General features: G+C 69.3%; 21 protein-coding genes. 18 read left to right on the top strand and 3 right to left on the bottom strand.

The window, feature by feature from the left end; all coding sequences use genetic code 11:
- Positions 1 to 29 precede the first annotated feature (29 nt).
- Entirely contained in the window at positions 30 to 1,748 is a 1,719-nt protein-coding gene (gene treA, locus KU887_RS22000; protein WP_258258066.1) for an alpha,alpha-trehalase TreA, read from the top strand.
- A 103-nt stretch (positions 1,749 to 1,851) separates the two neighbouring features.
- Here the strand turns inward: treA and KU887_RS21995 are convergent, their stop codons facing one another.
- Positions 1,852 to 3,339, bottom strand: coding sequence for a carbohydrate porin (locus tag KU887_RS21995; RefSeq protein ID WP_258258065.1), 1,488 nt, complete (start codon positions 3,337 to 3,339; stop codon positions 1,852 to 1,854).
- A gap of 90 nt (positions 3,340 to 3,429) precedes the next feature.
- Positions 3,430 to 3,696, bottom strand: coding sequence for a hypothetical protein (locus KU887_RS21990; protein WP_006487869.1), 267 nt, complete (start codon positions 3,694 to 3,696; stop codon positions 3,430 to 3,432).
- Between the two features lie 1,083 nt (positions 3,697 to 4,779).
- Between KU887_RS21990 and KU887_RS21985 the strand changes: the two genes are divergently transcribed.
- Both KU887_RS21985 and KU887_RS21980 read left to right on the top strand, forming a co-directional pair.
- On the top strand, positions 4,780 to 4,917 hold the full coding sequence (locus tag KU887_RS21985) for a hypothetical protein (RefSeq protein WP_006487867.1): 138 nt from the start codon (positions 4,780 to 4,782) through the stop codon (positions 4,915 to 4,917).
- Between the two features lie 123 nt (positions 4,918 to 5,040).
- Positions 5,041 to 6,687, top strand: coding sequence for an Nramp family divalent metal transporter (locus KU887_RS21980; RefSeq protein ID WP_006487872.1), 1,647 nt, complete (start codon positions 5,041 to 5,043; stop codon positions 6,685 to 6,687).
- 133 nt (positions 6,688 to 6,820) lie between these two features.
- On the opposite strand, the gene KU887_RS21975 is transcribed toward KU887_RS21980, so the two are convergent.
- A complete protein-coding gene (locus KU887_RS21975) occupies positions 6,821 to 7,729 on the bottom strand; it encodes a LuxR family transcriptional regulator (protein ID WP_034178602.1) in 909 nt (302 codons plus the stop codon).
- A 283-nt stretch (positions 7,730 to 8,012) separates the two neighbouring features.
- Here KU887_RS21975 and KU887_RS21970 point away from each other — a divergent pair, with 283 nt between their 5' ends.
- The 15 genes from KU887_RS21970 to asnB all read left to right on the top strand — a co-directional run bounded on the left by KU887_RS21970 (position 8,013) and on the right by asnB (position 24,327).
- Positions 8,013 to 8,846 (top strand): autoinducer binding domain-containing protein, encoded by an 834-nt coding sequence (locus KU887_RS21970; RefSeq protein ID WP_006487859.1) that lies wholly within the window; start codon positions 8,013 to 8,015, stop codon positions 8,844 to 8,846.
- Positions 8,847 to 9,096: 250 nt separating this feature from the next.
- Entirely contained in the window at positions 9,097 to 11,304 is a 2,208-nt protein-coding gene (gene sctV, locus KU887_RS21965; RefSeq protein ID WP_006487865.1) for a type III secretion system export apparatus subunit SctV, read from the top strand.
- Complete coding sequence (sctS, locus tag KU887_RS21960; protein ID WP_006480854.1) at positions 11,301 to 11,579, top strand: type III secretion system export apparatus subunit SctS; 279 nt, start codon at positions 11,301 to 11,303, stop codon at positions 11,577 to 11,579. The genes sctV and sctS overlap by 4 nt, the downstream gene beginning before the upstream one ends.
- The gene (sctC, locus tag KU887_RS21955) at positions 11,579 to 13,624 is read left to right on the top strand and encodes a type III secretion system outer membrane ring subunit SctC (RefSeq protein WP_006487858.1); all 2,046 of its coding nucleotides are present in this window, start codon (positions 11,579 to 11,581) and stop codon (positions 13,622 to 13,624) included. Before sctS ends, sctC begins: the two co-directional genes overlap by 1 nt.
- The gene (sctD, locus tag KU887_RS21950; protein WP_258258053.1) at positions 13,605 to 14,948 is read left to right on the top strand and encodes a type III secretion system inner membrane ring subunit SctD; all 1,344 of its coding nucleotides are present in this window, start codon (positions 13,605 to 13,607) and stop codon (positions 14,946 to 14,948) included. The genes sctC and sctD overlap by 20 nt, the downstream gene beginning before the upstream one ends.
- Before the next feature lie 140 nt (positions 14,949 to 15,088).
- A complete protein-coding gene (locus KU887_RS21945) occupies positions 15,089 to 15,298 on the top strand; it encodes a hypothetical protein (protein ID WP_006486267.1) in 210 nt (69 codons plus the stop codon).
- Positions 15,299 to 15,422: 124 nt separating this feature from the next.
- Positions 15,423 to 15,899: a hypothetical protein gene (locus KU887_RS21940; protein WP_012493472.1), complete on the top strand. Its 477-nt coding sequence runs from the start codon at positions 15,423 to 15,425 to the stop codon at positions 15,897 to 15,899.
- Between the two features lie 53 nt (positions 15,900 to 15,952).
- Positions 15,953 to 16,837, top strand: coding sequence for a type III secretion system inner membrane ring lipoprotein SctJ (sctJ, locus tag KU887_RS21935; RefSeq protein WP_006498992.1), 885 nt, complete (start codon positions 15,953 to 15,955; stop codon positions 16,835 to 16,837).
- Positions 16,834 to 17,574 (top strand): Yop proteins translocation protein K, encoded by a 741-nt coding sequence (locus KU887_RS21930; protein ID WP_258258037.1) that lies wholly within the window; start codon positions 16,834 to 16,836, stop codon positions 17,572 to 17,574. The genes sctJ and KU887_RS21930 overlap by 4 nt, the downstream gene beginning before the upstream one ends.
- A complete protein-coding gene (sctL, locus tag KU887_RS21925; protein ID WP_077021246.1) occupies positions 17,556 to 18,185 on the top strand; it encodes a type III secretion system stator protein SctL in 630 nt (209 codons plus the stop codon). The genes KU887_RS21930 and sctL overlap by 19 nt, the downstream gene beginning before the upstream one ends.
- Complete coding sequence (gene sctN / locus KU887_RS21920; RefSeq protein ID WP_060210875.1) at positions 18,182 to 19,555, top strand: type III secretion system ATPase SctN; 1,374 nt, start codon at positions 18,182 to 18,184, stop codon at positions 19,553 to 19,555. The genes sctL and sctN overlap by 4 nt, the downstream gene beginning before the upstream one ends.
- Positions 19,548 to 20,234 carry a hypothetical protein gene (locus KU887_RS21915; protein ID WP_006495896.1) on the top strand — a complete coding sequence of 229 codons (687 nt, stop codon included), beginning with the start codon at positions 19,548 to 19,550 and terminating at the stop codon, positions 20,232 to 20,234. Before sctN ends, KU887_RS21915 begins: the two co-directional genes overlap by 8 nt.
- Positions 20,228 to 21,037, top strand: a complete 810-nt coding sequence (gene sctT / locus KU887_RS21910) for a type III secretion system export apparatus subunit SctT (RefSeq protein ID WP_006489708.1) — start codon at positions 20,228 to 20,230, stop codon at positions 21,035 to 21,037. Before KU887_RS21915 ends, sctT begins: the two co-directional genes overlap by 7 nt.
- Before the next feature lie 16 nt (positions 21,038 to 21,053).
- The gene (locus KU887_RS21905) at positions 21,054 to 22,085 is read left to right on the top strand and encodes an EscU/YscU/HrcU family type III secretion system export apparatus switch protein (protein ID WP_058903313.1); all 1,032 of its coding nucleotides are present in this window, start codon (positions 21,054 to 21,056) and stop codon (positions 22,083 to 22,085) included.
- A gap of 271 nt (positions 22,086 to 22,356) precedes the next feature.
- The gene (gene asnB / locus KU887_RS21900) at positions 22,357 to 24,327 is read left to right on the top strand and encodes an asparagine synthase (glutamine-hydrolyzing) (RefSeq protein WP_006495899.1); all 1,971 of its coding nucleotides are present in this window, start codon (positions 22,357 to 22,359) and stop codon (positions 24,325 to 24,327) included.
- The last annotated feature ends 30 nt before the right edge of the window (positions 24,328 to 24,357 follow it).

Below are 24,357 nucleotides of genomic sequence, written 5' to 3'. Positions count from 1 at the left end.
CACTCACCATCGAAAGGAGGGGACACGCCATGACGTCACGTCGTGCCGCACCGCTTGCATCTCGCTTCTCGTCGCGTCAGTCACCGCCCGCGCCGCGTCTGCGCTGGGCCGCCGCACTGGCCATCGCGTATCTCGCCGTCGCCGGCTGCGCCGCGCAGGCCGACAATGCGAACCAGGCCGCCGCGCAAGCGGCCGGCCAGTCCGCGATACCGGCTACCACCGCAGCGGCTGCCGCTCCCGCGTCGGGCACGCTGCCGCCGCCGCCGAGCCAGCTCTACGGCGATCTGTTCGTCGCGGTGCAGACCGCGCAGCTCTATCCCGACCAGAAGACCTTCGTCGACGCAACGCCCGATACCGACCCCGCGACGATCGTGCAGTTGTATCAGCAACAGAAATCGCAGCCGGGCTTCTCGCTGAAGGCGTTCGTCGACCAGCATTTCACGCCGCCCCCGGCAGGCGGCGTGACGCCGCCGCCGAACCAGACGCTGCGCCAGCACATCGACTGGCTGTGGCCGCAGCTCACGCGCACGAGCGTCACGGTGCCCCAGTACAGTTCGCTGATTCCGATGCCGAAGCCGTACGTCGTGCCGGGCGGCCGTTTCCGCGAAGGGTACTACTGGGATACCTATTTCACGATGCTCGGGTTGCAGGTGTCGGGGCGCGAGGATCTCGTCGACGACATGCTCGACAACTTTGCATACCTGATCGATACGGTCGGCCACATCCCGAACGGCAATCGCACGTACTACGCGAGCCGCTCGCAGCCGCCGTTCTTCGCGTACATGGTCACGCTCGCCGCGCAGGTCGAGGGCGACAAGGTCTACCAGAAATACCTGCCGGCGCTGCGCAAGGAACATGCGTACTGGATGCAGGGCGAGACCACGACGCCGCGCGGGCAGGCGGCGCGCCACGTGGTCGCGATGCCCGACGGCGCCGTGCTGAACCGCTACTGGGATGCGAGCGATACGCCGCGCGACGAGTCGTATCTGGAGGACGTGACGACCGCGAAGTCGGTGCCGTCCCGACCGGCGAACGAGGTGTACCGCGACCTGCGCGCGGGCGCCGAAAGCGGCTGGGACTACAGCTCGCGGTGGTTCGGCGACGGCAAGACGCTCGCGACGATCCGCACGACGTCGATCGTGCCGGTCGACCTGAACAGCCTGATGTTCCATCTCGAGACGACGATCGTGAAGGGCTGCGCGGTCACGCGCGACATCGCATGCGTGGCCGATTTTTCAGCGCGCGCGGGCAAGCGTGCGGCTGCGATCAATCATTACCTGTGGAACCGTCGCGGCTACTATGGCGACTACGACTGGCAGTTGCGCAAGCCGCGCGACGGCGTGACGGCGGCCGCGCTGTATCCGTTGTTTGCAGGCGTCGCGTGGCCGGAGCGTGCGAAGGCGACCGCGCGCGAAGTGCGCAAGACGCTGCTGCAGCCGGGCGGTCTCGCGACGACGACCGAGAACACGGGCCAGCAATGGGATGCGCCGAACGGCTGGGCGCCGCTGCAGTGGATCGCGATCGACGGGCTGCGCCGTTATGGCGAACCGGCGCTCGCGAAGGACATCGGCACGCGTTTCCTGTCCGACGTGAAGCATGTGTATGCGACCGAAGGCAAGCTCGTCGAGAAGTACGTGGTCGAGGGTACCGGCACGGGCGGCGGAGGCGGCGGCGAATATCCGTTGCAGGACGGCTTCGGCTGGACTAACGGCGTCACGCTGAAACTGCTCGGGCTGTACGGCGAGTAAGGTGCGGTGCGCGGTGCGGGCCGCGTGCCCACACGGCGAGCAATCGCACGGGCCGGACCGTCGCGCAAGCGGCCGTCCGGCCCGCGTTTTCATGCGGCGCGCGTCAGAACGTGATCGTCGTGCGCACGCCGACCACCGTCTCGTCGCCGATGCGCGCGCCGGCCGCGTTCGGGTTCGGGATGCCGCCGCCAGGGCGGAAGAAGTGCTGCAGGTCGGCCTGCACCTGCCACCACGGCGCGACCTGGTACTGGTAGGTCGCTTCGATGACGGTTTCCGCGCGGCGCACCGGATAGCCGGGCGTCGTGTACACGCCGGTATCGCCGTCGAGGCCGCGCGCATGCGAGCCGATCTTCGCGTAGCCGATCGCGATGCCGGCGACGTCGTTGTCGCGGCCGGCGAACGGCGCCTTCAGCGTCACGCCGGCGTTGGCCGCGAAATCGACGACGTTGCGGTCGCCCGGCGAACCCATCACGCGCGCGAACACGCCGACCGAACGCGGGCTGTCGGCGGACGGCCGCCACACCATCTGGTCCGCGACCGCATAGAAGCCATAGTTGCCGCGATGCGTGGCGGGCGTGCCGTTGCTCGCCGGATCGGCGAGCGACAACCCGTCGGTGCCGTAGCGCGGATCGTTCGCATGCTGCGAGTGATACCAGAAGCCGAGCTTGTACGTGCCGGGCAGGCCGGCCGGCTGCGGGGCCTTCGGGTCGGCGGGCGGCGCGTTCAGCGCGTACTGCACCTCGCCGATCACGAACGCGCCGCTGCGCAGGTTGAAGTTGGTGCCGTGTGCGTTCAGCACCTGGGCGTCGCCGTCGATGCGGCCGGCCGGGTTGCCGTCGAACACGCCGACCATCGCGGTCCACGCATCGGCCGGCTTCACGCGCAGCCGCACGCCGAGCGACGACAGCGGGTACGCGGGGCCGCCGGACGGCAGATCGGTGGACGGCAGCACGGGCCAGCCGAACGTCGCGTTCATGAACGTCGCCGCGTTCTGGCTCACCATGAATTCCTGGTCGACGCTCTGCTGGCCGACTTTCACGTCGACCTTGCCGTCGAGCAGCGACTGTTGGTACCAGAGTTCCCACAGGCGCGTGGTCGAGTTCGCCTCGATGCCGGTGGCGGTCTGCAACGTCTGCAGGTAGCGCTGCGTGAGGTTGGTGCCGTGGATCTGCAGCCCCGACACGTTGAACGTGCCGCCCGGCAGGCCGACCGCCTTGCCGGTGTCGACGTTGAAACCGAATTGCGTGAGCCCCTGGTATGCGCCGCCGCGACCCGTGCCGCCGGACGTGTTGTACAGGTACTCGCTGGTCTCCTGCAGGCTCAGCGTGACGCCGTGCTCGTCGAGCACGTCACGCAGCCCGCCCATGTTGCCGAGCAGGTTCGAGCGCTCCCAGAAGCCGGTCGGAGCGGGCGCGGCAGTATCGGCGGCCTGTTGCGCGGGGGCGGCGGCATCGCTCGCGCCGGCTGCCGGTTCGGCAGCGGCGGGCGACGATGCCTGCGCGAATGCGGGCGCGGCGGCGAGCGACAGCAGCAGCGCGGTGAGCGCATCGAGGCGGCGCTTGCGCGGGACGGGTGCGAGGTGATTCTTCATTTGGGTTCCGTTGGCAGTTTGATTAGTTTGGCTGAAGAAACGGGAACGTGATGCGGGACGCATGGCGAGACGGCCCGCACGGAGCAGGGCTTACGGCAGCCAGCCGCCGACGCGCCAGACCTGCGCGAAGCCGACGCGCGGCGCGACCGAGCACAGCAGCGCGGCGAGCGCGAGCGCGGCCGCCGTCGCGGCGATCAGCACGCAATCGAGCGGGCGGGGCGCCGTCGGCACGTGGGCGAGGGCCCGGCCGCGCCAGCGGCTGAATGCCCGGGCGAGCGGCGAGCGGCCGGAAAAAGAGCGGTCGCACGCGACGTGTACGACGCGCTTGAGCTTGACCGCGAACGATTGAACGAACATGACGCTGCCTCCGTTCCGTCCGGCGGACGCCGGACGACGTGATCGAGCGCGGGTGCGTGACGCGGCCTGCGATCGGAGGATGGAACATAACGGAGCGTGCGACTGACGAACCGGCGATGGCCGGCCCGGATGGAGGCGCGCTAACCCGACGAGTGCGAGCTAGCGGCGAAAGACATGCGTCTGGCTGCTATCTCGCGATGGCTTGGCCGGCCTGGACCGGCATCGAACTGCAACTAGAGCATGTATCCACGGAGGGGACTCCCGTGATGAATTGGGGCGGATTGTAGTCGCGACTTTTGCTGCGGCGCAAGTAGAAAACGCATGACGGTTGCGCCGTGTGGTGTGCGCGTCGCGGCGGCCCAGGGCCGCCACACGCCCGCCCGGCAACGGCAAAGCGGGTGGTTGCGCGTTGCGCCGCACCGTTGCTTGCACGCATCGGCGCGCGATCGCGTCATCGCCCGCTGAAAGGTTTCGGTACGTCAATTCAAGGGCAAATCTTTCAGTTGCGTCATGCGGGAAATTTATTTCGAAAAACGGGGTTTCGAGGGGTTGACTTCACTTTCGCGCGGTCCATAGAATCCGCCATCTTCACTCTTGGGGCCGCCGCCTTGGACGCCTGCAGTAGTCGATCTTCGAACGAAATTTCCGCCTGAGCGACCGACGTCCGCGCCTCATCGAAGCCGCCGTTTGTCTCCCGGGCAAACGGTGCGCGCAGCAGTATTTCCGCAGCAACTCCCTACGTGCACCCTGATTCGCGCCGGTTAGCGTGATGCGTTCTCGCATGCGTTGTCCGGTTTCACCGCCGCCTGGCAGGCGGCCGTGTTCGCGCATCCGTTTCCCGGGCGCGCGAATGCCGGCCCGCACGCCGGACGGCGGTCAACCGTGTTCCCCGGAACACCGTACAGGAGCCGCCATGAACGACAGTGACAGTTGTCCCTTATGCCCGCTGCATACGCAGACCCTTTTGAACCCGGGTCGCGGGGACATGCCGGCCGACTAGCCTGACACGTCGTTCAGGCCGCTGGCTGGCCCCGCGCCCACGACGCGGCCGGCACGCCTGCCGCCGCCGCACGGAGCCAGACCATGAACTTCGGCCTTCTGCTGTCGACCCTTCCGCACGTCACGGAATCGCGCCCCCACTACGACGCGATGCTGACGCTCGACGCCCGTCCGCGGGTGTTCTCCCGCCTGCTGAACCAGTTGAAAGCGTTGATCCGCTAAAAGAGACACGCCGAGCGCGCCTCGGCATGCGCACGTGCGGCCGCCTTCGAGCGGCCGTCCCGCGCGCATCCCAAGGTCGCACGCTCATCGAATCGCATAACCCTTAGCCGTACGGAACACATCATGTCCACGCCCTCCAACGTCTCTCCACCGATCGCGGTCGACCGCAGCGCCGTGCTCGACGACGCCCACCTGGGCGACATCCGCGGTGCGCTCGGCACGATCCCGCACCACGACACCGGCGCACGCGGCACGTGGTGGGCGCGCCTGCGTACGCTGCTCGCGATCATCGGCCCGGGCCTGATCGTGATGGTCGGCGACAACGACGCGGGCGCATTCGGCACCTATACGCAGGCCGGCCAGAACTACGGCACGACGCTGCTGTGGACGCTGCTGCTGCTCGTGCCCGTGCTGTACGTGAATCAGGAAATGGTGCTGCGCCTCGGCGCGGTCACGGGCGTCGGCCATGCGCGGCTGATCTTCGAACGCTTCGGCAAGTTCTGGGGCGCGTTCAGCGTGATCGACCTGTTCCTGCTCAACGCGCTGACCATCGTCACCGAATTCATCGGCATCACGTTCGTGCTGGATTTCTTCGGGCTGCCGAAGGTGGCCGGCGTGTGCGTCGCCGCCGCGCTGACGATGGCCGCGGTCAGTACCGGCGATTTCCGGCGCTTCGAGCGGTTCGCGATCGGGCTGTGCGTGCTGAGCCTGCTGCTCGTGCCGGTGCTCGTGTCGATCCACCCGCCCGTCGCGCAGATGACGCGCGATTTCTTCGTGCCGAACTGGCCCGCGCACGCGAAGCTGTCGGACGTGATGCTGCTCGTGATCGGGATCGTCGGCACCACGGTCGCGCCGTGGCAGTTGTTCTTCCAGCAGAGCTACGTGATCGACAAGCGCATCACGCCGCGCTTCATGAAGTATGAAAAAGCCGATCTGTGGATCGGCATCGCGTTCGTGCTGGTCGGCGCGGTCGCGATGATCGGCTTCAGCTCGGCGCTGTTCGGCGGCCATCCGGAAGCCGGCAACTTCACCGACGCGGGCGGCATCATCGCCGGCCTCGAGAAGTATGCGGGCCGCACGAGCGCGACGCTGTTCGCGATCGCGCTGCTCGACGCGTGCATCATCGGCGCGGCGGCCGTGTCGCTGTCGACCGCGTACGCGATCGGCGACGTGTTCAAGATCCGTCACTCGCTGCACCGCGGCGTGACCGACGCGAAGGGCTTCTATCTCGTCTACTTCGGCATCGTCGCGGCGGCGGCCACGCTCGTGCTGATTCCGGGCAGCCCGCTCGGCCTGTTGACGGAAGCCGTGCAGACGCTGGCCGGCGTGCTGCTGCCGAGCGCGACGGTGTTCCTGCTCGTGCTGTGCAACGACCGTCAGGTGCTTGGGCCCTGGGTCAACTCGACGAAGCTCAACGTGTTCACGGGCGCGGTGATCTGGGTGCTGGTGCTGCTGTCGATCATCCTGACCGCGTCGGTGATGTATCCGGACATCAGCGGGGAGGCGATCGTCGACGTGCTGGTGGGCGGCACCGTGCTCGCCATCGCCGGCTATCTCGCGACGGTACTGATTCGCCGCAACAAGCGCGTCGTCGAGCCGGCCGTCGATCGTTCGCTGCGCGACACGTGGCGCATGCCGCCGCTCGACACGCTCGAGCCGCAGAACATGACGCTCGCGACGCGGATCTGGATGGCCGTGCTGCGCGGCTATCTGGTGATTGCGGTCGGGCTCGTGATCGTAAAGGTCGTGCAGATGACGCTGCTGAAGTAACGGCGACCGTCCGCCGCGAGGAAGCGGCGCCGGCCCGGCGCCGCGCCGCAACCCGAACATGCCGGCCCGCGAGGCCGGCATGTGCGTTTACGCGATCGGCGAAACGAAACTGCGCCGCGCCGTCGCCCGCGCGTCAGATCAGCTCGAGCTTCGACGTCAGGTACGTGAGCTGGATCCGGTTCGCGACGCCGAAGCGCTTGCGCAGCTTGCGCAGGTGATAGTCGACGTTGTGCGCGCTGGTGTCGAGGCGCCGGCCGATCTCCTTGTCGGACGCGCCTTCGGCGATGCCGAGCAACAACTCCTGCTCGAACGGCGTGAGCCCGTTGACCGCGCGCTCGCGCGACGTCGAGATCAGTTGCGGCGACGCGAACTTGTGTACCGACAGCCCGATCGACAGCGCCTGCTCGATCGTCGCCGGCGTGATCCATTCGCGCGTGCGGCGCGGCGCGGTGAAGCTCATGAACGCGTGCAGCCGCGTGCCGGGCACGGCCATCGAATACATGATGCCGCTGCACATCCCGTCGTCCTGCATCGTCTGCAGGAAGCCGTCGAGCGCGGCCGGGCTCACGCACGAGTCGTCGTCGCGCTCGCGGTGTTCGCGGCGCAATTGCTGCAGGTCCCACACGATCGGCATGTTGCACACGCGCGCGCCGAGCGTGCGCGGATCGACGTCGTGATGGTTGTGACGTACGTAGTCGCCGCGATAGGTGGCCGGCGTGAATGCTTCGTGCAGGTAGAGACTTTCGACGCGCTCGCGCGCGAATTCGAGGGCGAAGTACGCGAACGTCGAGAAGCCTGTCAGATGCAGCAGGCTCGTGACGATCCGGTTGCGCTCGGCCGTGCTCTGTGCGTGCGCGAGCGTATCGGCGACGCCGAGCTTCGGCGCGTGCGGCTGCGCGACGTCGCCGCGTTTCACGTCGTCGCACCAGACGACCTGCACGGTGCGCTCGCGCAGCGTGTCCGCGCAGGCGTTCAATCCGCGCGACGAGCGGGACAAGGTGGTTGGGGCGACCGCTTCTTCATGCAATGCAATATCGGACATGAGCCATCCCTCGGAATCGACGCGCATCGCCTGGCGGCGGCCGTATCGTGTACGGCATTCGCGGCGGTGCGACCGAGCATCGTTGTGATATGCGCCGATCGTCATCCCTGACGAAACGCGGGGGCATTGTACAAAAATGCCGGTGTGTGGGTAATATGCCGTAATACTAATTGCGGCGAAAGGTTCATGTTCGTGCGCATATAACGACGACCAGAAAATCATAAAGAAAAGACCAGATCGTGACGGGGCGCAGTTTCACATATTGGGAAAGGGCGGGCTCCTCATGACATATGCTGACGGCGCACCACGCGTCGAGTGGTTCTCACAAGCCGATATAGCGGCCGCCGCCGCTTATTCGAACGAATATCACGCAATCGAGCGTGACGTTTTTACCGGTATTCAAATCACGTCCGGTAAAACCGACCTTGCGTCATTCGATTTCGCGCAATGCCATGCGCGATTGCGGCAAATCGGATTCAGTACGCTCGGTTACGGCGCGTACGAAATGATCGGGCGGCGCATTCTGCGCGCGCATCTGCTGCGCGACCTCGCGCCGGCGACGTTCATGCAGCCGTTCATCGAAGGGATGCTGTACGAAAGCGACCCGCGCTTCGCGCAGGTGCGGCAAAGCGGCTTCCCGGTCGCGTGGCGGCTCGACGAGATCGAGGCGGCCGCGCACGGCAGCGGCGACCGCAAGGTGCTGGCGCTCGCCGGCCACTTGCGTGCGCACGCAATGAACAGCGGCGTGATCTTCAGCCTGTCGGCGCCGCGGCTCGACCTGCGCGTCGCGGTAAACGTGACGTCGGAAACGCACGGCACCGAATGGATCGACGATCGGGTGATCGGCGGCGCGCTGTCGGTCAGTCTGGCCGTGCATCGCGTCGCGCTGCCGTTCCTCGAGGCGCGGGTCGCGCGCATGCGCGGCTTCGCGCTCGGCGACGAGCAGCAGCAGGTGCTCGACCGGCTCGTGCACGGGCTGTCCGACCAGGAGATCGCGAGCGCGCTGCGCACGTCGCTGCACAAGGTCGGGCACCACATCCGCTCGCTCGAAAAACTCTTCAACGTACAGAACCGCGCGCAGCTCGCGTACCTCGCCGCGCGCCGGCTGCCGTCCTGACCCGACCCCTGCCGCAGGCGCGCGCCGGCGGCCCGGCGCGCGATGGAAGCGGTTCCGGCGGCGCGTGCCCGAGCCGGCCGCCGGGTTTCGTAGTCCGATTCGATCGTCTGAGGAAAACGCGCTTTCACGCTACGAGGCGCGCTTCTTTTTCCGCCGTTTCCCGTCGCTACACTCGTCCCATTCAACGGTCCGCGCAGCACGGGGAAGGGTTGCCCGTGCCAGCCGGCGATAACGACAGGACGACGGCACGATGGCTGAACCGAAGGCGCTCCCCCGCGACTGGCAGCGGTTGTTTTCCGCCGGCCGCGGCGTGTCCGGACGGCGCCTCGGGGGCGCGTCGCCGCGCGCCGACCTGTTTCTCGCGACCTTCATCGTCGCGGTCGTCGCGCTGTTCATCCTGCCGCTGCCGCAGGCCGCGCTCGACGGGATGATCTCGCTGAATCTGGCGGCGAGCGTCGTGCTGCTGACGGTGTCGACCTACGTGCCGTCGGCGGTCAGCTTCTCGTCGTTTCCGGCGCTGCTGCTGTTTACGACGCTGTTCCGGCTCGCGCTGAACATCGCGTCGTGCAAGCTGATCCTGCTGCATGCGAACGCCGGCCACGTGATCGACGCGTTCGGGCGTCTGGTGGTCGGCAACAACGTGGTGGTGGGCGGCGTGGTGTTCCTCGTGATCGCGGTCGTGCAGTTCATCGTGATCGCGAAAGGGTCGGAGCGGGTGGCCGAAGTCGGCGCGCGCTTCTCGCTCGACGCGATGCCCGGCAAGCAGATGAGCATCGACGCGGACCTGCGCGCGGGCATCATCAGCGCCGACGAAGCGCGCGAGCGCCGCGAGAAACTCGAGCAGGAATCGCAGATGCACGGCGCGATGGACGGCGCGATGAAGTTCGTGAAGGGCGACGCGATCGCGGGCCTCGTGATCGCGTTCATCAACATCGTCGCGGGGATCGCGGTCGGCACGCTGATGCACGGGATGGACATCGGCGAAGCGCTGCAGCGTTACGCGATCCTGACGGTCGGCGACGGGATGGCGTCGCAGATTCCGTCGCTGCTCGTGTCGATCGCGGCCGGCATCGTGACGACGCGCGTCGCGACGCGCGATGCGCGGCAGCGCCAGCTCGGCGAACAGCTCGGCGAGCAACTGGGTGCGCATCCGCGCGCGCTGCTGATCGCGGCGTTCGTGCTGAGCGGTTTTCTCGTCGTGCCCGGTTTCCCGAAATGGTCGTTCGCGCTGATCGCGCTCGGCCTCGGCGCCTTCGCGTTCTCGCAACTGAAGCGCAAGACGTCCGCGCCGAGCTTCAACCTGATTCATGTCGCGGGGCGCGTCGGCGCGGCCGACGACGGCCAGCCCGCGAAGGTGTCGCACGCGGCGGGCGTCACGTCGCTGATCGCGGTGTCGCTGTCCGACGACCTGCGCACGAACCTGAACCTCGCGCAATTGCAGGCGGCGCTGTCGAGCGCGAAGGCGCGCGTCGACGCGGACATCGGCACGGTGTTCCCGCGTATCACGCTGAACGACGACGAAGGCGCGCCGGCCGGCACGTACCGGATCTACCTGCAGGACGTGCTCGTCGCGCACGGCGCGCTGAAGCCGGGCTGGCTGCTGTGGGACGGCGTTGCGCCGCTGCCCGAGCGCGCGGAGCGCCAGCCGGCCGAAGCGTTCGGCCCGTTCGCGACCGCGCTGTGGATCAAGCCCGACGGCGCGGCGCCGGACGGCAAGTGGCTGTCGAGCGAGAGCGCGCTGGCCGCGCACGTCGAGCAGATCGTGCGCCAGCACGCGGACGAGCTGCTCGGCATCCAGGAGACGCAGGCGCTCGTGCATCTGGTGCGCCGCGATCATCCGGAGCTCGTCGGCGAACTGACGCGGCTCGTGCCGCTGCAGCGCGTGACCGAAGTGTTGCGCCGCCTGCTGGCCGAACAGGTGCCGATCCGGAACCTGCGCGTGATCTTCGAGAGCCTGATCACGTGGGCGCCGAACGAGCCCGACGACGTGATCGCGCTGGTCGAACTCGTGCGCGTCGACCTGCGCCGGATGATCACCGATCGTCACGCGGGCACGGCGCGCCAGCTGCGGGTCGTGCTGTTCGAGCAGAACCTGCAGGAGCGGATCGAGAGCGCGGTGATGCGCACCAAGCAGGGCAATTTCCTCGCGCTGTCGAGCGCGGTCAAGCAGGACATCGGCGAACAGGTGCGCGCGATCGTGCAGGCCGCGCAGGCGGCCGGCCCCGGCGGCCACGGCAACGCGCAGGGTGGCGCGCGGCTCGCGGTGATGGTCGCGCTCGGCGCGCGCCGCTACGTGAAGACGATCCTGCAGCCGGTGCTGCCCGAACTCGCGGTGCTGTCGTACCAGGAAGTCGAGGAGGACGTGCAGTTGCATACGGTCGGCTGGGTGAAGAACCCGCCGGACGACGGCACGGTCGGCGCGGGCGCCGACGTGCGCGCGCCAGGAGCCGTGCAATGACGAGCTCGACGATCCTCGACCTGACGCGCCAGGCGCTGATGCTCGTGCTGCTGCTGTCGCTGCCGATCGTGCTGATCGCGACCGTCACGGGCCTCGTCGTCGCGATCCTGCAGGCCGTCACGCAGGTGCAGGACGCCAATATCGGCATCGCGGTGCGGCTGATCGCCGTGATGGTCGCGCTCGTGCTGCTGTCGGGCTGGCTCGGCGGCGAAGTGCTGCGCTTCGCGCAGCAGGCGCTGGAACGCATGTTCGTTTCTTCCACAGGAGTCCTTTGATGCGTCGACGCGTCGCCTCGATCCGGTTTCAACCGCGCAGCCTGCAACGGGCCGCGCTTGCCGTGTGCGCGACCGCGCTGCTCACGGCGTCGCTGTGCATGGCGCCCGCGCAGCATGCGCGCGCCGCGGACCTGCGCTGGCGCAACAAGCCGTTCACGATCGTCGCGAACGGCAAGAAGATCGGCGACTTCATCCGCGAGCTCGCGTCGTCGCAGGGCGTGACGGCGGTGGTCGACCCGAAGGTCGACGGCGTGATCAGCGGCCGCTTCTCCGGCACGCCGCAGCAGACGCTCGACACGATCTGCTCGACCTACGGGCTCACGTGGTATTACGACGGCTCGTTCCTGTACGTCGATCCGGCCGACCAGTCGCAGACGCAGATGATCCCGATTCCGCCGAATGCGTCCGGCGAAATCGGCCGCGCGCTGCAGGCGATGCAGATTCCGGACAAGCGCTACACGCTGGTGATCAACGATCGCGCGAACAGCGTGTACGTGGCCGGCCCGCGCCGCTATGTCGAGCTCGTGCGGCAGGCGGTCGGCTCGGTTGGCGATCCGTCGGCGAACGGCGCGCATGCGGACATCCGCGCGTTCCGGCTGAAATACGGCTGGGCGTCGGACTTCACGATCAACCGCTCGGGCAAGGAAGTGACGGTGCCGGGCGTCGCGACGATCCTGCGCCGGCTGTTCGGCAAGGGCGGCGGCACGACCGCGGCGCCGTCCAGCACGCCGCTCGGGCAGGCCGCGCGCCAGGTGAAGCTCGGCTCGGGGCTGACGATCGCGGTGCCGCGGCTCGACTTTCCCGACATTTCCGGCGGCCCGCGGCAGGGCGGTTATGGCGGGGCGGACGGCAGCATGGGCGGCGGCTTCTCGCCGTTCTCGAACAACGGCGGCGGCGACACGCTGCCGCAGATCGTCGCCGACCCGGCGATCAACGCGGTGATCGTGCGCGACCTGCCGGAGAACATGTACCGCTACCAGTCGCTGATCGGCCAGCTCGACGAGCGGCCGCGCATCGTCGAGATCAACGTGACGATCATCGACATCAACGAGGATTCGCTCGACAGCCTCGGGATCGACTGGCGCCTGCACACGACGCACGGCGACGTGCAGATCGGCAACGGCCAGAACGCGCTGAACGGCAACACGCAGTACAACGGCGCCGGCAATCCGCCGCTGACGTTCGGCATCGGCACGTCGGAAACCGGGCAGACGGGCGCCTTCATGCCGACCGGCATCGCGCTGACCGCGTCGATCGGCGGGTCGCTGCGCAACTACCTGCTCACGCGCGTGAACGCGCTCGCGCAGAAAGGCCAGGCGCAACTGCGATCGAAGCCGAAGGTGCTCGCGCTCGACAACACCGAGGCGATCCTCGAGAACCTCACGCAGTTCTACGTGCAGGTGCCGGGCTATCAGGATTCGTCGCTGTACAGCGTGACGACCGGCACCAGCATCAAGGTGACGCCGATGATCGTCGACGAGGCGATCCGCAACGCGGCGGCCGTGTCGGGCAACCCGCAGAGCGTGATGATGTCGATCGACATCCAGGACGGCAACATCGTGCCGGGGCAGGCGGTGTCGAACGTGCCGGTGATCCAGCAGCGCAACATCGTCACCAAGACGATGATCGACGAAGGCAAGAGCCTCCTGATCGCCGGTTTCAACGACGACGAGGTGCGGCTGAACAAGAGCGGCGTGCCCTGGCTGTCCGACATCCCGCTGATCGGCAACCTGTTCAAGTACACCGACAAGTCGGGCAACCACATGGAGCGGTTCTACCTGCTGACGCCGCGGGTCGTGACGAGCGCGTCGATGTATGCGCCGGACGGCTCGCCGGTGAATCCGGGCGTCGACGGTCCGGCGAACCAGGAAGGGATGTCGATGTATCGCCCGCCGGACAACGACGTCACGGTGCCGCTGACGCCGAAGCCGCTGCCCGGCACGAAATTCGGTCCGCCCGCGTTGCCGCCGCCGAAGGATACGGCGGCGTCGCAGCCCGCGGCGACGACCGCAGGAGTGGTCACGCATGTCGACGAGCATCATTGATCCGCACGGCGACGGTGCATTGCCCGGCGGCGCGGCGGGCGGGGCCGGCTCGGCCGCCGCGCTCGCGTCGCCGTGGAACCTGTGCTTCCTGAGCGGGCCGATGTACGGCCGCACGATGTCGCTCGCGCGCGGCGCGAACTGGGTCGGCACGGCGGCCGACTGCGAGGTGATCCTGCCCGATCGCGAGATCGGCGCGAAACAGGTGTGCCTGCAGGTCGGCGCGCTCGCGGTGACGGTGCAGAACCACGGCGGCGACGCCGGCGCGCCGGTGCTGTTCAACGACGAGCCGCTCGGCACCGGCCGCCGCTCGTTGACGCCGAACGACGTCGTGACGGTCGGCTCGATCCGGCTCGGCATCGCACGGCATGCGCAGGCGAGCGTCGCGGTGCCCGACGAAACCGATGCGCCGGACGCCGCGCGCGAAGCCGCGTGGCTCGGCTGGCTCACGGGCGGGCTACGGCGGCTGGGCAGCCGGCGGCTCGTGATCGCGCTGGTCGCGCTGTGGGTCGGCGTGCTGCTCGGCGCGCTCGGCTACGGCTTCGTCGCGTGGTCGGGGCGGCTGCCGTGGCAGCACGAATCGGTGCTCGCGCGCACGCACCGGCTGCAGCAACTGCTGCACGCGTATCCGGAGCTGGCGGTCGCGCCGCGCGACGACGGCGTGATCGTGTCGGGCTACGTGAGCGACCCGGCCGCGCGCGAGCGCGTCGCGCAGATCGTCGCGGGCGTCGACAACGCGGCGCTCGGCAACATCTACGTGGTCAGCGATCTCGTGGCGACCGCGCAGACCTATTTCAGCGACACGGCGCTGACGGTCACGTATCTCGGCCGCGGCCGGATCGAGCTGACGGGCACGGCCGCGCGCGCGCAGATCGAGCCGCGCATCCGCAACTACATGAAGGACGCGCGCCCGGCGCTCGAGGTGGTCGATCACGTGCGCGATGCCGATGCGGCCGCGCCGCGCACGGCGACGACGCTCGGCGGCACGGCGGGCATTCCGGAGATCACGACCGTGTTCGCCGGCGACGGCGACCAGCGCTACATCGAGACGGTCGACGGCAGCCGCTATTTCGAAGGCGCGCGGCTGAAGGAGGGCGCGACCGTCGTGTCGATCGGCCCGGACGAGGTCGTGTTCGAACGCAACGGCCAGCGCATCACGATGCCGCTCGGCGGCCCGTCGACGCGTGCGCCCGGGCAGGCGCCGGCGCCGCCCGTGGCGCCGCTCGCGAGCGGTGCGGCGGCGGGCGTCGCGCAGCCGGTGCCGGGGCCGACGCTGTTGCCGCGCGAGCCGGCGGCCGGTGTATCGACGAAGGAGGCGGCGCACTAGCGTCGCGACGAATCAGGCGCAGCGCGAATCGCGCTGCGCGCATCACGCGACACGTCGCCGGCAGGCGGCGCGTCACGTCATCGGCGGGGCATGGGGCCGCCGCCGGCAACGCAAGTGAACGTCACGTAAAGGAGCGAAACATGACTGCCCCCACCGGTAGCGCAACCGACACGAAGCAGGTCCAGCAGCAGGCCGACGACCTGACCAAGACGCAGCTCGAACTGACGAAGATCAACTTCCAGGTCCAGCAATCGACTGCGACTTTCGAAACCAGCAACGCAGTGACCGCGCAGGAGGGGACGGCGAACGCCCAGGTCGCGCAACACCTGAGTTCCGCCGGCCGCGCGTGATGCCGGTCGCCGGCCGTGCCGCGCGACGCCGGATGCCGGGGCCGCCCGTGACGGGCGCCCGGTGCGGCGTGGGTGCGTGCCGGCCGGCCCGTTTCCGGCCCTGCCGGTCAAGGAGGACACGATCATGTCGGTAACAGGCGTAGGCGCGGCGCCGCCGGGCGCAGCCGCGCTCGCGAGTGCCGCGCAGCAAACGGGCGCGACGTCCGATCCGGCGCAGGTGCGCCAGTTCGATGCGCTGATGCAGCCGGGCGCGTCGTCGGCCGCACCCCCGTCTTCGTCCGGTGTCGCGATGTCGCGCGCACCGGCGGATGCGGCGCCGGCCGTGCAGATGACGCCCGCGCAGGCGAACCAGTCGTCGCTCGTCGAGCGGTTGCGCACCTACGGCAACGATCTCGATTCGCGGTACGCGAACATCGACAAGCACCGCAGCGAGATGCTGACGTCGATGGCGGACAGCCGCAGCGATCCGCTGATGACGATGGTGAAGGCGATGGATTTCCAGTGGACGGCAACCACCACGATTTCGGAATACCAGTTGAGCCTGTCGGTTGCGCAGGCGGCGAACGGCTTCACGCACACGGTGCTGAAGACGCAGGAGTGACGAAAGCCGGTGCGTGTGCCTGCAACGGCCGCGCGCCCTGAAGCGGACAAACGATGACGACGATCGATTCGACGCCGCGCACGCATGCGTGGCGCAGCCGGGCGGCGCGCGCGCTGCTCGCGGGGCTGCTCGTGCTGTTGGCCGGGTGCCAGAAGGAGCTGTACTCCGGCCTGTCGGAGCGCGATGCGAACCAGATGGTCGCGGTGCTCGGCGACGCGGGCATCAGCGCGTCGAAGGACAACGATGCGCGCGACACGTCGGACCGCAACGCGTGGCTCGTGAGCGTCGCGGACGGCGACATGCAGGCGGCGCTCACGGTGCTGCAGGCGAACGGGCTGCCGAAGCCGAGCTATGCGAGCCTCGGCGAGCTGTTCCAGAAGCAGGGGCTCGTGTCGACCCCGGCCGAGGAGCGCGTGCGCTATCTGTACGGCGTGTCGCAGGACCTGTCGCGCACGCTGCAGGACATCGAAGGCGTGGTGGTCGCGCGCGTGCAGGTCGTGATTCCGGAGAACGATCCGCTCGCGGACAAGATCAAGCCGTCGTCGGCCGCGGTGTACATCCGCTACCGGCCGGGCGTCGACCTGCGCGCGATGGCGCCGATGGTCAAGGATCTCGTCGCGCACAGCATCGAAGGGCTGCAGTACGACAACGTGTCGCTGTTCCTGCAGCCGGCCGCCGCGCGCGCGACGCGGGTGGACGGCATCGGCAGCGCTGTGTCGGACATCCTGCGGCTGCGCTCGCCGCTCGGCTGGCTGGTGTTCGCGCTGATCCTGCTGACCTGCGCGGTGATCGCGCTGTCGGCCGCCCGGCGCGGGATGTTCGGTGCCCGCCTCGCGGGCCTCGTCGGCGCACCGCGCGGCGCGAACGGCGGTGGTGCGGCCGCGCAGCAGGCAGGCGGCGGGCTGCGTACGCCGGACGGCGCGCGCGACGGCGCATGAGCGACCCGCACGCGCTGCCGCCGGGCGAGGCGGTCGACGCGGCGCCGCTGCCGTGGCTGCAGCCGCTCGCGCCGCCGCCCGCCGCGCGCGCTGCCGCGTTTCATGCGCTCGTCTGCGACTTCAACCTGCGGCCCGACCGCTATCTGCACGTGACGCGCGTGCCGGCCGACTGGCCCGCGCGCTATCGTTCGCCGGACGCGTTCGGCGCGGCCGGCCGCAAGCTGCTCGCGCGGCACCTGCTCGACCTGCACGGCGTGGCCGACCGGCACGACTTCGACGTCGCGAGCCCGTGCGCGCGGCTCGCGCTGCTGCCCGGCGCGGCGCTCGAACAACTGGCCGCGTATGCGGGGCTGCTGCTGCATCGCGCATGGCTGCGCGACGCGCTGGCGGGGCGGCGCATTCGCGCGGAAGTCGCGGCGCGGCTCGGCGGCGATGCGCTCGAACTCGCGCTCGAACGCGCGCCGGAATTCGGCGCGCTCGCCGAAACGCTCGAACCGTGGCGCGCCGATCCCGCCGCGCTGCCGGTCGTGATCCGCGCGCGCGGCGGGCGCCTGCTCGCCGATTTCATCGGCGTGGCCGGCGACGCGGTGGCGCGGCGCGTGCGCCTGAAATTCAACCGCGCGATCGACGACGAAGCGCCGTACTGGCTGAACCGCGCGCAGCGCGACCAGTTCGGCGAACTGATGTTCCTGTTTCTGATTCCCGAGAGGCTTGCGTCATGGGACTGGCTTTTCTGATCACGAGCGACAACCTGCAGCTGCTGTCCGAGCGCAAGGTGCTCAAGGAGCGCGAATACGCGGCGCTGCTCGACGCGTCCGCGGTGATCGCGACCGCGCATGAAGAAGCGGCGCGCATCGTCGCCGACGCGCAGCGCGAATTCGACAAGCGCCAGGCGGCCGGCTACGACGAAGGCATGCGCCGCGCGCAGCGCGAGCAGGCTGCGCAGGCCTACACGCAGGCGCTCGCCGCGACGCGCACGATGGAGACGATGAAGGATGCGATGGCCGATATCGTCGTGAAGGCCGTGCGCGCGATCGTCGGCGAGATGAGCACGCAGAAGCTGTACGAGGCCGCGCTCGCGCGGATCGTGCCGCTCGTGCGCGACGAGGCGTTCCTGATCGTGCGCGTCGCGCCCGGCCGCACGGACGAAATGCGCGATGCGCTCGACGGCGCGTTCGCCGGGCAGTCGAACCGGCAGAAGATCCGCATCGTCGAGGATGCGCAGCTCGAACGCCACGCGTGCACGGTCGAGACGCCGTCCGGGCGGATCGACGCGAGCCTCGACCTGCAGATCGACGCGCTGCGCCAGGCGATCCGCCGCGACGCGCTGAAAGGGGCCGCGCGATGAGCGCGCCGCTCGACGATCCGCCGTCGTTCGGCGACGACGACGCGCCGTTCGATCGCGGCCGCCTGGTCGGCGAGCTCGACGCGGGGCTCGCGTTCTTCTCGCCGGTCTCGGTGCAGGGCCGCGTCAACCACGCGGTCGGGCAGATCCTGAACGCGACGGGCATCCGCGCGCGGCTCGGCGAGATCTGCGAGCTGCGCACGCCGAACCAGCCGACGCTGCTCGCGGAGGTGGTCGGCTTCTCGCGGCAGACGACGCTGCTCACGCCGCTCGGCGACGTGGCCGGCCTGTCGCCGGAGACGACCGTCGTGCCGTCCGGGCGCGAACATGTCTTTCCGGTGGGCGAAGGACTGTTCGGCCGCGTGCTCGACGGGCTCGGCCGGCCGCTCGACGATCGCGGGCCGGTGACGGGCGCCGCGTGGGTGTCGACGCAGCAGGACCCGCCGAACCCGCTCGCGCGCAAGATGATCGACACGCCGTTTCCGACCGGCGTGCGCGTGATCGACGGGCTGATGACGCTCGGCATCGGGCAGCGCGTCGGCATCTTCGCGCCGTCCGGCGTCGGCAAGAGCACGCTGCTCGGGATGATCGCGCGCGGCGCGCAGGCCGACGTGAACGTGATCGCGCTGGTCGGCGAGCGCGGCCGCGAGGTGCGCGAATTCATCGAGCACAGCTTGTCGCCGGAAGTGCGCGCGCGGTCGATCGTCGTCGTGTCGACGTCCGATCGCCCCGCGATGGAGCGCGTGAAATCCGCGCTGGTCGCGACCGCGATCGCCGAGCACTTCCGCGATGCGGGCAAGCGCGTGCTGCTGCTAGTCGATTCGTTGACGCGCTTTGCGCGCGCGCAGCGCGAGGTCGGCCTCGCGAGCGGCGAGCCGCCGACGCGGCGCAGCTTCCCGCCGTCGACGTTCGCGGTGTTGCCGCGCCTGCTCGAACGCGCGGGGCAGGGGTCGCACGGGTCGATCACCGCGCTCTACACGGTGCTCGTCGAAGGCGACGAGGAATCGGACCCGATCGCCGAGGAGGTGCGCTCGATCCTCGACGGCCATATCGTGCTGTCGCGCAAGATCGCGCTCGCGAACCGCTATCCGGCGATCGACGTGCTCGCGAGCCTGTCGCGGGTGATGCCGCTCGTCGCGAGCCGCGCGCACCAGCATGCGGCCGCGCGCGTGCGCGAGTTGATCGCGAAGTACCAGGAGATCGAGCTGCTCGTGCAGATCGGCGAGTATCGCGAAGGCAGCGACCGGCTCGGCGATCTCGCGCTGCGCGCGCGCGACGCGATCGGTGCGTTCTGCGCGCAGGCGTCGGACGAGGACGTGCGCTTCGACGCGCTGCTCGCGAAACTGACGAAGCTGGCGAACGATCATGTCTGAAGCCGACGACCGCCTCGTGCTCGCGACGCTTGCCCGTCTGAAGCGGGTGCGCGAGATGCGCAGCCAGATCGCGCGCGTCGCGGCCGCGCGCCAGCAGGGCATCGCCGCGCAGAGCCGGCGCGCGCTGGCGGCCGCGCAGGCGCAGCTCGCGCAGCAGGTCGCCGCGAAGGCCGCGATCCAGACGCGCCTGGCCGACGACGTGCGTGAAGCGCGCGCGTTGCAGAACGCGGCGGCCGATACGCGCACGTTCGACCGGCATATCGGCACCGCGAACGCGTCGGTGAGCGAGGCCGCGCACGTGCATCGCGGCCACGAGGCGACGCTCGCCGACCTGCAGCGCGCCGCACGCAAGGCGAAGGCCGCCGAGGACAAGCTGGAGAAAGCCGGCGAGAAGGCGCTGCATGCGCGCGCCGCGCGGGTCGAGCGCGACGCCGACGACGTCGCGGACGGCTACGCGGTGCGACGCTTCGCGACCGGCGGCACCTGGGTGGCCGGCGCGGGCGACGCGGCCGGTCACGGGTCCACGTCGCCGGAGGCCGCCGCCGCGTTCGATGCGGCGATGACCGACGTGGAGACGGGCGCCGCCGCTGCCGCTGAAGCCGATGCATCCGATACATCGGACGCACCCGCCATGCCCGACGATTCCGTCCCGTCCGCCGCCGCGGAGCGCCGATGCTAGACCAGGCCGCGGGTTTCAACGACGTCGCCGGCATGCTGCGGCCGCTGCTCTACGTGATGCCGCGTCTGTTGCCGGTCATGCTGATCGTGCCGGTGTTCAACGAGCAGATCATCACGGGCCTCGTGCGCAACGGGATCGCGGTCGTGATCGCCGCGTTCGTCGCGCCGACGATCGATGCCGCGCAGGTGGCCGCGCTGCCGTTCCTGATGTGGTGCCTGCTGGTCGCGAAAGAGGCGATGGTCGGCATGCTGCTCGCGGGCGCGTTCAGCGCGGTGCTGTTCGCGATCCAGGGCGTCGGCTACCTGATCGATTTCCAGACCGGCAGCGGCAGCGCCGCGTTCTTCGATCCGATGGGTGGCCACGAGGGCGGCCCGACTTCCGGATTCCTGAATTTCGTCGCGATCGCGCTGTTCGTGACAGCCGGCGGGCTGCAGGTGCTCGTGCAACTGTTCGCGCAGTCGTACGCCTGGTGGCCGATCGGCTCGCTCGGCCCCGATTTCTCGTCGATGCTGCAGACCTTCATCGTGCGGCAGACCGACACGATCTTCGAATGGATGGTGAAGCTCGCCGCGCCGGTCACGATCGTGCTGGTGCTCGTCGAGCTCGGCGTCGGGCTGGTCGGGCGTGCGGTGCCGCAGCTCAACATCTTCGTGTTCTCGCAGCCGCTGAAGAGCGCGCTCGCGATGCTGATGATGATCCTGTTCCTGCCGGTGGTGTACGCGTCGCTGCATGCGCTGCTGAGCCCCGACAGCGGGTTGATGGCGCTGCTGCGCGCGTTGTTCGCCGCGCACGGCGGCGGCTGAGCGCGCGAGAGCCGACATGGCCGAAAAGGACCAGAAGCCGACCGCGAAGCGCCTGCGCGAGGCGCGCGAGAAAGGCGACGTGCCGAAAAGCGCGGAAACGGTGTCGTCGGCGTTCTTCGTCGGCGTGTGCGTGGCGCTCGCGGTGGGCATCGGTTCGCTGTTCGCGCGGTTGCAGGCGCTGTTCCGGCTCGTGTTCGACGCGGTCGGCGCAGCCGATCCGGCCGCGCGGCTCGCGGTGCTGATCGACGGCGCCGCGCGCGACTGGGCGACGCTGTCCGCGCAGATCGTCGCGGCCGGGCTGCTGGCGGGGTTGCTCGCGGGCTTCGTGCAGGTGGGCGGCGTGATGGCGTGGAGCCGCCTCGTGCCGCAGTTGTCGCGGCTCAACCCGGCCGAGGGGATGAAGAACCTGTGGTCGCTGCGCAACCTCGTCAATCTCGCGAAGATGTTGCTGAAGACGGCGCTGCTCGTCGCGACGCTCGGCTGGCTGATCGTCGAGTCGCTCGATCCGTCGGTGCAGTCGGGCTTCACGCGGCCGGTCTCGATCCTCGCGCTGATCGTGAAGCTGCTGATGCTGCTGTTCGGCTGGGCCGCGCTGATCTACATCGTGATGGCGTTGATCGACATCGTGCACCAGCGGCACGAGTTCAACCAGAAGATGAAGATGTCGATCGACGAAGTGCGGCGCGAGCACAAGGAGGACGAAGGCGATCCGCACATCCAGGCGAAGCGCCGCCAGCTCGCGCGCGAAGTGCAGTTTGCGTCGCTGCCCGACCGGATCGGCTACGCGTCGGTGGTCGTCTATTCGCCGCGCGTCGCGGTCGCGCTCTACTACGGCGGGATGGGCTCGCTGCCGTGGGTACTCGCGCGCGGCGAGGGCGACGCGGCCGAGCGGATCGTGCGGCTCGCCCGCGACGCGCTGCGCCCGACGCTCGCGAACGTCGGGCTCGCGCAGGCGCTGTACGAGACGACGCCCGAGAACGGCACGATCCAGCCGCAGCATTTCCGCGAGGTCGCGCAGTTGCTGAAATGGGCGACCGGCGCCGGTTGACGGCGGCGTGGCGTGGCGGCGTTGCCGTCGGCATACGGCCCTTTTTTCATCCGCAACGCTTGCCGGCCAACTCACCGGATTCGATATGGCCCCTTGCGCGACCATCCGCACGCGGCACTTGACGTCCATTTTTTTCCGGACGGTGCCGACATTCACTGGTGAATTATTGCTGATTTATTTCTTCGTAATATGGCTCGACCGTCATGCCCGACGGCGGGCCGCGAGGTTGCGCGGTGCGTGACGGAACTGGTCAACAGGGGCAGACAAATCAATGTGCGGAATCGACGGCTTTCTGAATAGCGTCGCCTTCGATGAGGAGACAGCGCGCGGCACGCTCGCGCGAATGACGGCGAGCCTCGCGCATCGCGGGCCGGACGGGCAGGGGATCTGGGTCGACCCGGAGGCCGGCATCGCGCTCGGCCACCGGCGGCTCGCGATCGTCGACCTGTCGGTGCACGGCCGGCAGCCGATGGCTTCCGCGTGCGGCCGCTACGTCCTCGTCTTCAACGGCGAAATCTACAACCATCGCGAACTGCGCGCGGAGCTCGAGCGTGCGGGGCGCGCACCGGCGTGGCGCGGCCACTCCGACAGCGAGGTGCTGATCGCGGCGATCGTCGCGTGGGGCGTCGAGGCCACGTTGCGCCGCGCGACCGGCATGTTCGCGTTCGCGCTGTGGAATCGCGCGTCGCGGGTGCTGACGCTCGCACGCGACCGGATCGGCGAGAAGCCGCTCTACTACGGCCGGATCGGCGACGCGCTGGTGTTCGCGTCCGAGCTGAAGGCATTGCGCGGCTACCCGGGCTTCGACGGCACGGTCGACCGCGACGCGCTGTGCCTGTACCTGCGCCAGTCGAGCGTGCCCGCGCCTTACACGATCTATCGCGGCATCCGCAAGCTGCCGCCCGGCACGTACATCCAGTTCGAACATGCGCGCGACACGCCGCGCCTGCGCGCGTACTGGACGCTCGAACAGGCGATCGAGGCGGGCCGCGCGCAGCCGTTCGAAGGCACTCCCGACGAAGCCGTCGGCCAGCTCGACGCGATCCTGCGGCAGGCCGTCGCGCGGCAGATGGAGGCCGACGTGCCGCTCGGCGCGTTCCTGTCGGGCGGCGTCGATTCGTCGGCGATCGTCGCGCTGATGCAGGCGCAATCGGCGACGCCGGTCGACACGTTTACGATCGGCTTCCACGAGGCCGGCTACGACGAAGCCGGTTACGCGAAGGCCGTCGCGCGCCATCTCGGCACGCGCCATACCGAGCTTTACGTGACCGCCGACCATGCGCTCGGCGTCGTGCCGAAGCTGCCGTCGATCTACGACGAGCCGTTCTCCGATGCGTCGCAGATCCCGACCTTTCTCGTCTCTGAACTGACGCGCCGGCACGTGAAGGTAAGCCTGTCCGGCGACGGCGGCGACGAGCTGTTCGGCGGCTATACGCGCTATTTCCTGACGCCGCGCCTGTGGCGCAAGCTGCATCGCGTGCCGGGCGCCGTGCGCGCGCGGATCGCCGCCGCGTTGCACGCGCTGCGGCCCGACCACGCGGACCAGCTGGCAGCCGTCGCGCAGGGCGCGTGGGGCGGCGGCGTGGAGGCGCGCGAATCGACGTCGCGCATCGGCGATCGCCTGCACAAGCTCGGCCATGTGATGACGGCCGAAAGCCGCATCGGGCTGTACCGGCTGCTGATGTCGTCGGTGCATCATCCGGAGCGCATCGCGCTGTCGGGGCAGGAGCCGCCGACGCCGCTCGACACGGTGTCCGCGTGGCCCGCGCATCTGAGCTTCGCCGAGCAGGCGATGGCGATCGACACGCTCACGTACCTGCCGACCGACATCCTCGCGAAGGTCGATCGCGCGGCGATGGCCGTGAGCCTCGAGACGCGCATGCCGTTCCTCGATCATCACGTCGTCGAATTCGCGTGGCGCGTACCGGCGTCGGTGCGCTTGCCCGAAGGGCAGTCGAAGGCGCTGCTGCGCCGGCTGCTCGACCGGTACGTGCCGTCCGCGCTGATCGACCGGCCGAAGCAGGGCTTCTGCGCGCCCGTCGACCACTGGCTGCGCGGCGCGCTGCGCGACTGGGCCGAGGCGCTGCTGCGGCCGTCGCGCCTGCGCGAAGAAGGCTTCTTCGATGCGGCGGCGGTCGAGCGGCTGTGGCGCCAGCACCAGACGGGCCGGATGAACTGGCAGCACCAGCTGTGGACGGTGCTGATGTTCCAGGCGTGGCTGGAGGCGCAGCGCGCGGCGTGACGGCATCGTCGTGCCCGCCGCCGTGACGCG

It is taken from the genome of Burkholderia sp. EMB26, assembly GCF_024730645.1.
Taxonomy (GTDB): Bacteria; Pseudomonadota; Gammaproteobacteria; order Burkholderiales; family Burkholderiaceae; genus Burkholderia; species Burkholderia cenocepacia.
This window is presented reverse-complemented; position numbering and strand designations above follow the sequence as displayed.

Coding starts and splice junctions, on each gene's coding strand:
- treA (WP_258258066.1), top strand. CDS start 30: ATGACGTCACGTCGTGCCGCACCGCTTGCATCTCGCTTCTCGTCGCGT.
- KU887_RS21995 (WP_258258065.1), bottom strand. CDS start 3,339: ATGAAGAATCACCTCGCACCCGTCCCGCGCAAGCGCCGCCTCGATGCG.
- KU887_RS21990 (WP_006487869.1), bottom strand. CDS start 3,696: ATGTTCGTTCAATCGTTCGCGGTCAAGCTCAAGCGCGTCGTACACGTC.
- KU887_RS21985 (WP_006487867.1), top strand. CDS start 4,780: ATGAACTTCGGCCTTCTGCTGTCGACCCTTCCGCACGTCACGGAATCG.
- KU887_RS21980 (WP_006487872.1), top strand. CDS start 5,041: ATGTCCACGCCCTCCAACGTCTCTCCACCGATCGCGGTCGACCGCAGC.
- KU887_RS21975 (WP_034178602.1), bottom strand. CDS start 7,729: ATGTCCGATATTGCATTGCATGAAGAAGCGGTCGCCCCAACCACCTTG.
- KU887_RS21970 (WP_006487859.1), top strand. CDS start 8,013: ATGACATATGCTGACGGCGCACCACGCGTCGAGTGGTTCTCACAAGCC.
- sctV (WP_006487865.1), top strand. CDS start 9,097: ATGGCTGAACCGAAGGCGCTCCCCCGCGACTGGCAGCGGTTGTTTTCC.
- sctS (WP_006480854.1), top strand. CDS start 11,301: ATGACGAGCTCGACGATCCTCGACCTGACGCGCCAGGCGCTGATGCTC.
- sctC (WP_006487858.1), top strand. CDS start 11,579: ATGCGTCGACGCGTCGCCTCGATCCGGTTTCAACCGCGCAGCCTGCAA.
- sctD (WP_258258053.1), top strand. CDS start 13,605: ATGTCGACGAGCATCATTGATCCGCACGGCGACGGTGCATTGCCCGGC.
- KU887_RS21945 (WP_006486267.1), top strand. CDS start 15,089: ATGACTGCCCCCACCGGTAGCGCAACCGACACGAAGCAGGTCCAGCAG.
- KU887_RS21940 (WP_012493472.1), top strand. CDS start 15,423: ATGTCGGTAACAGGCGTAGGCGCGGCGCCGCCGGGCGCAGCCGCGCTC.
- sctJ (WP_006498992.1), top strand. CDS start 15,953: ATGACGACGATCGATTCGACGCCGCGCACGCATGCGTGGCGCAGCCGG.
- KU887_RS21930 (WP_258258037.1), top strand. CDS start 16,834: ATGAGCGACCCGCACGCGCTGCCGCCGGGCGAGGCGGTCGACGCGGCG.
- sctL (WP_077021246.1), top strand. CDS start 17,556: ATGGGACTGGCTTTTCTGATCACGAGCGACAACCTGCAGCTGCTGTCC.
- sctN (WP_060210875.1), top strand. CDS start 18,182: ATGAGCGCGCCGCTCGACGATCCGCCGTCGTTCGGCGACGACGACGCG.
- KU887_RS21915 (WP_006495896.1), top strand. CDS start 19,548: ATGTCTGAAGCCGACGACCGCCTCGTGCTCGCGACGCTTGCCCGTCTG.
- sctT (WP_006489708.1), top strand. CDS start 20,228: ATGCTAGACCAGGCCGCGGGTTTCAACGACGTCGCCGGCATGCTGCGG.
- KU887_RS21905 (WP_058903313.1), top strand. CDS start 21,054: ATGGCCGAAAAGGACCAGAAGCCGACCGCGAAGCGCCTGCGCGAGGCG.
- asnB (WP_006495899.1), top strand. CDS start 22,357: ATGTGCGGAATCGACGGCTTTCTGAATAGCGTCGCCTTCGATGAGGAG.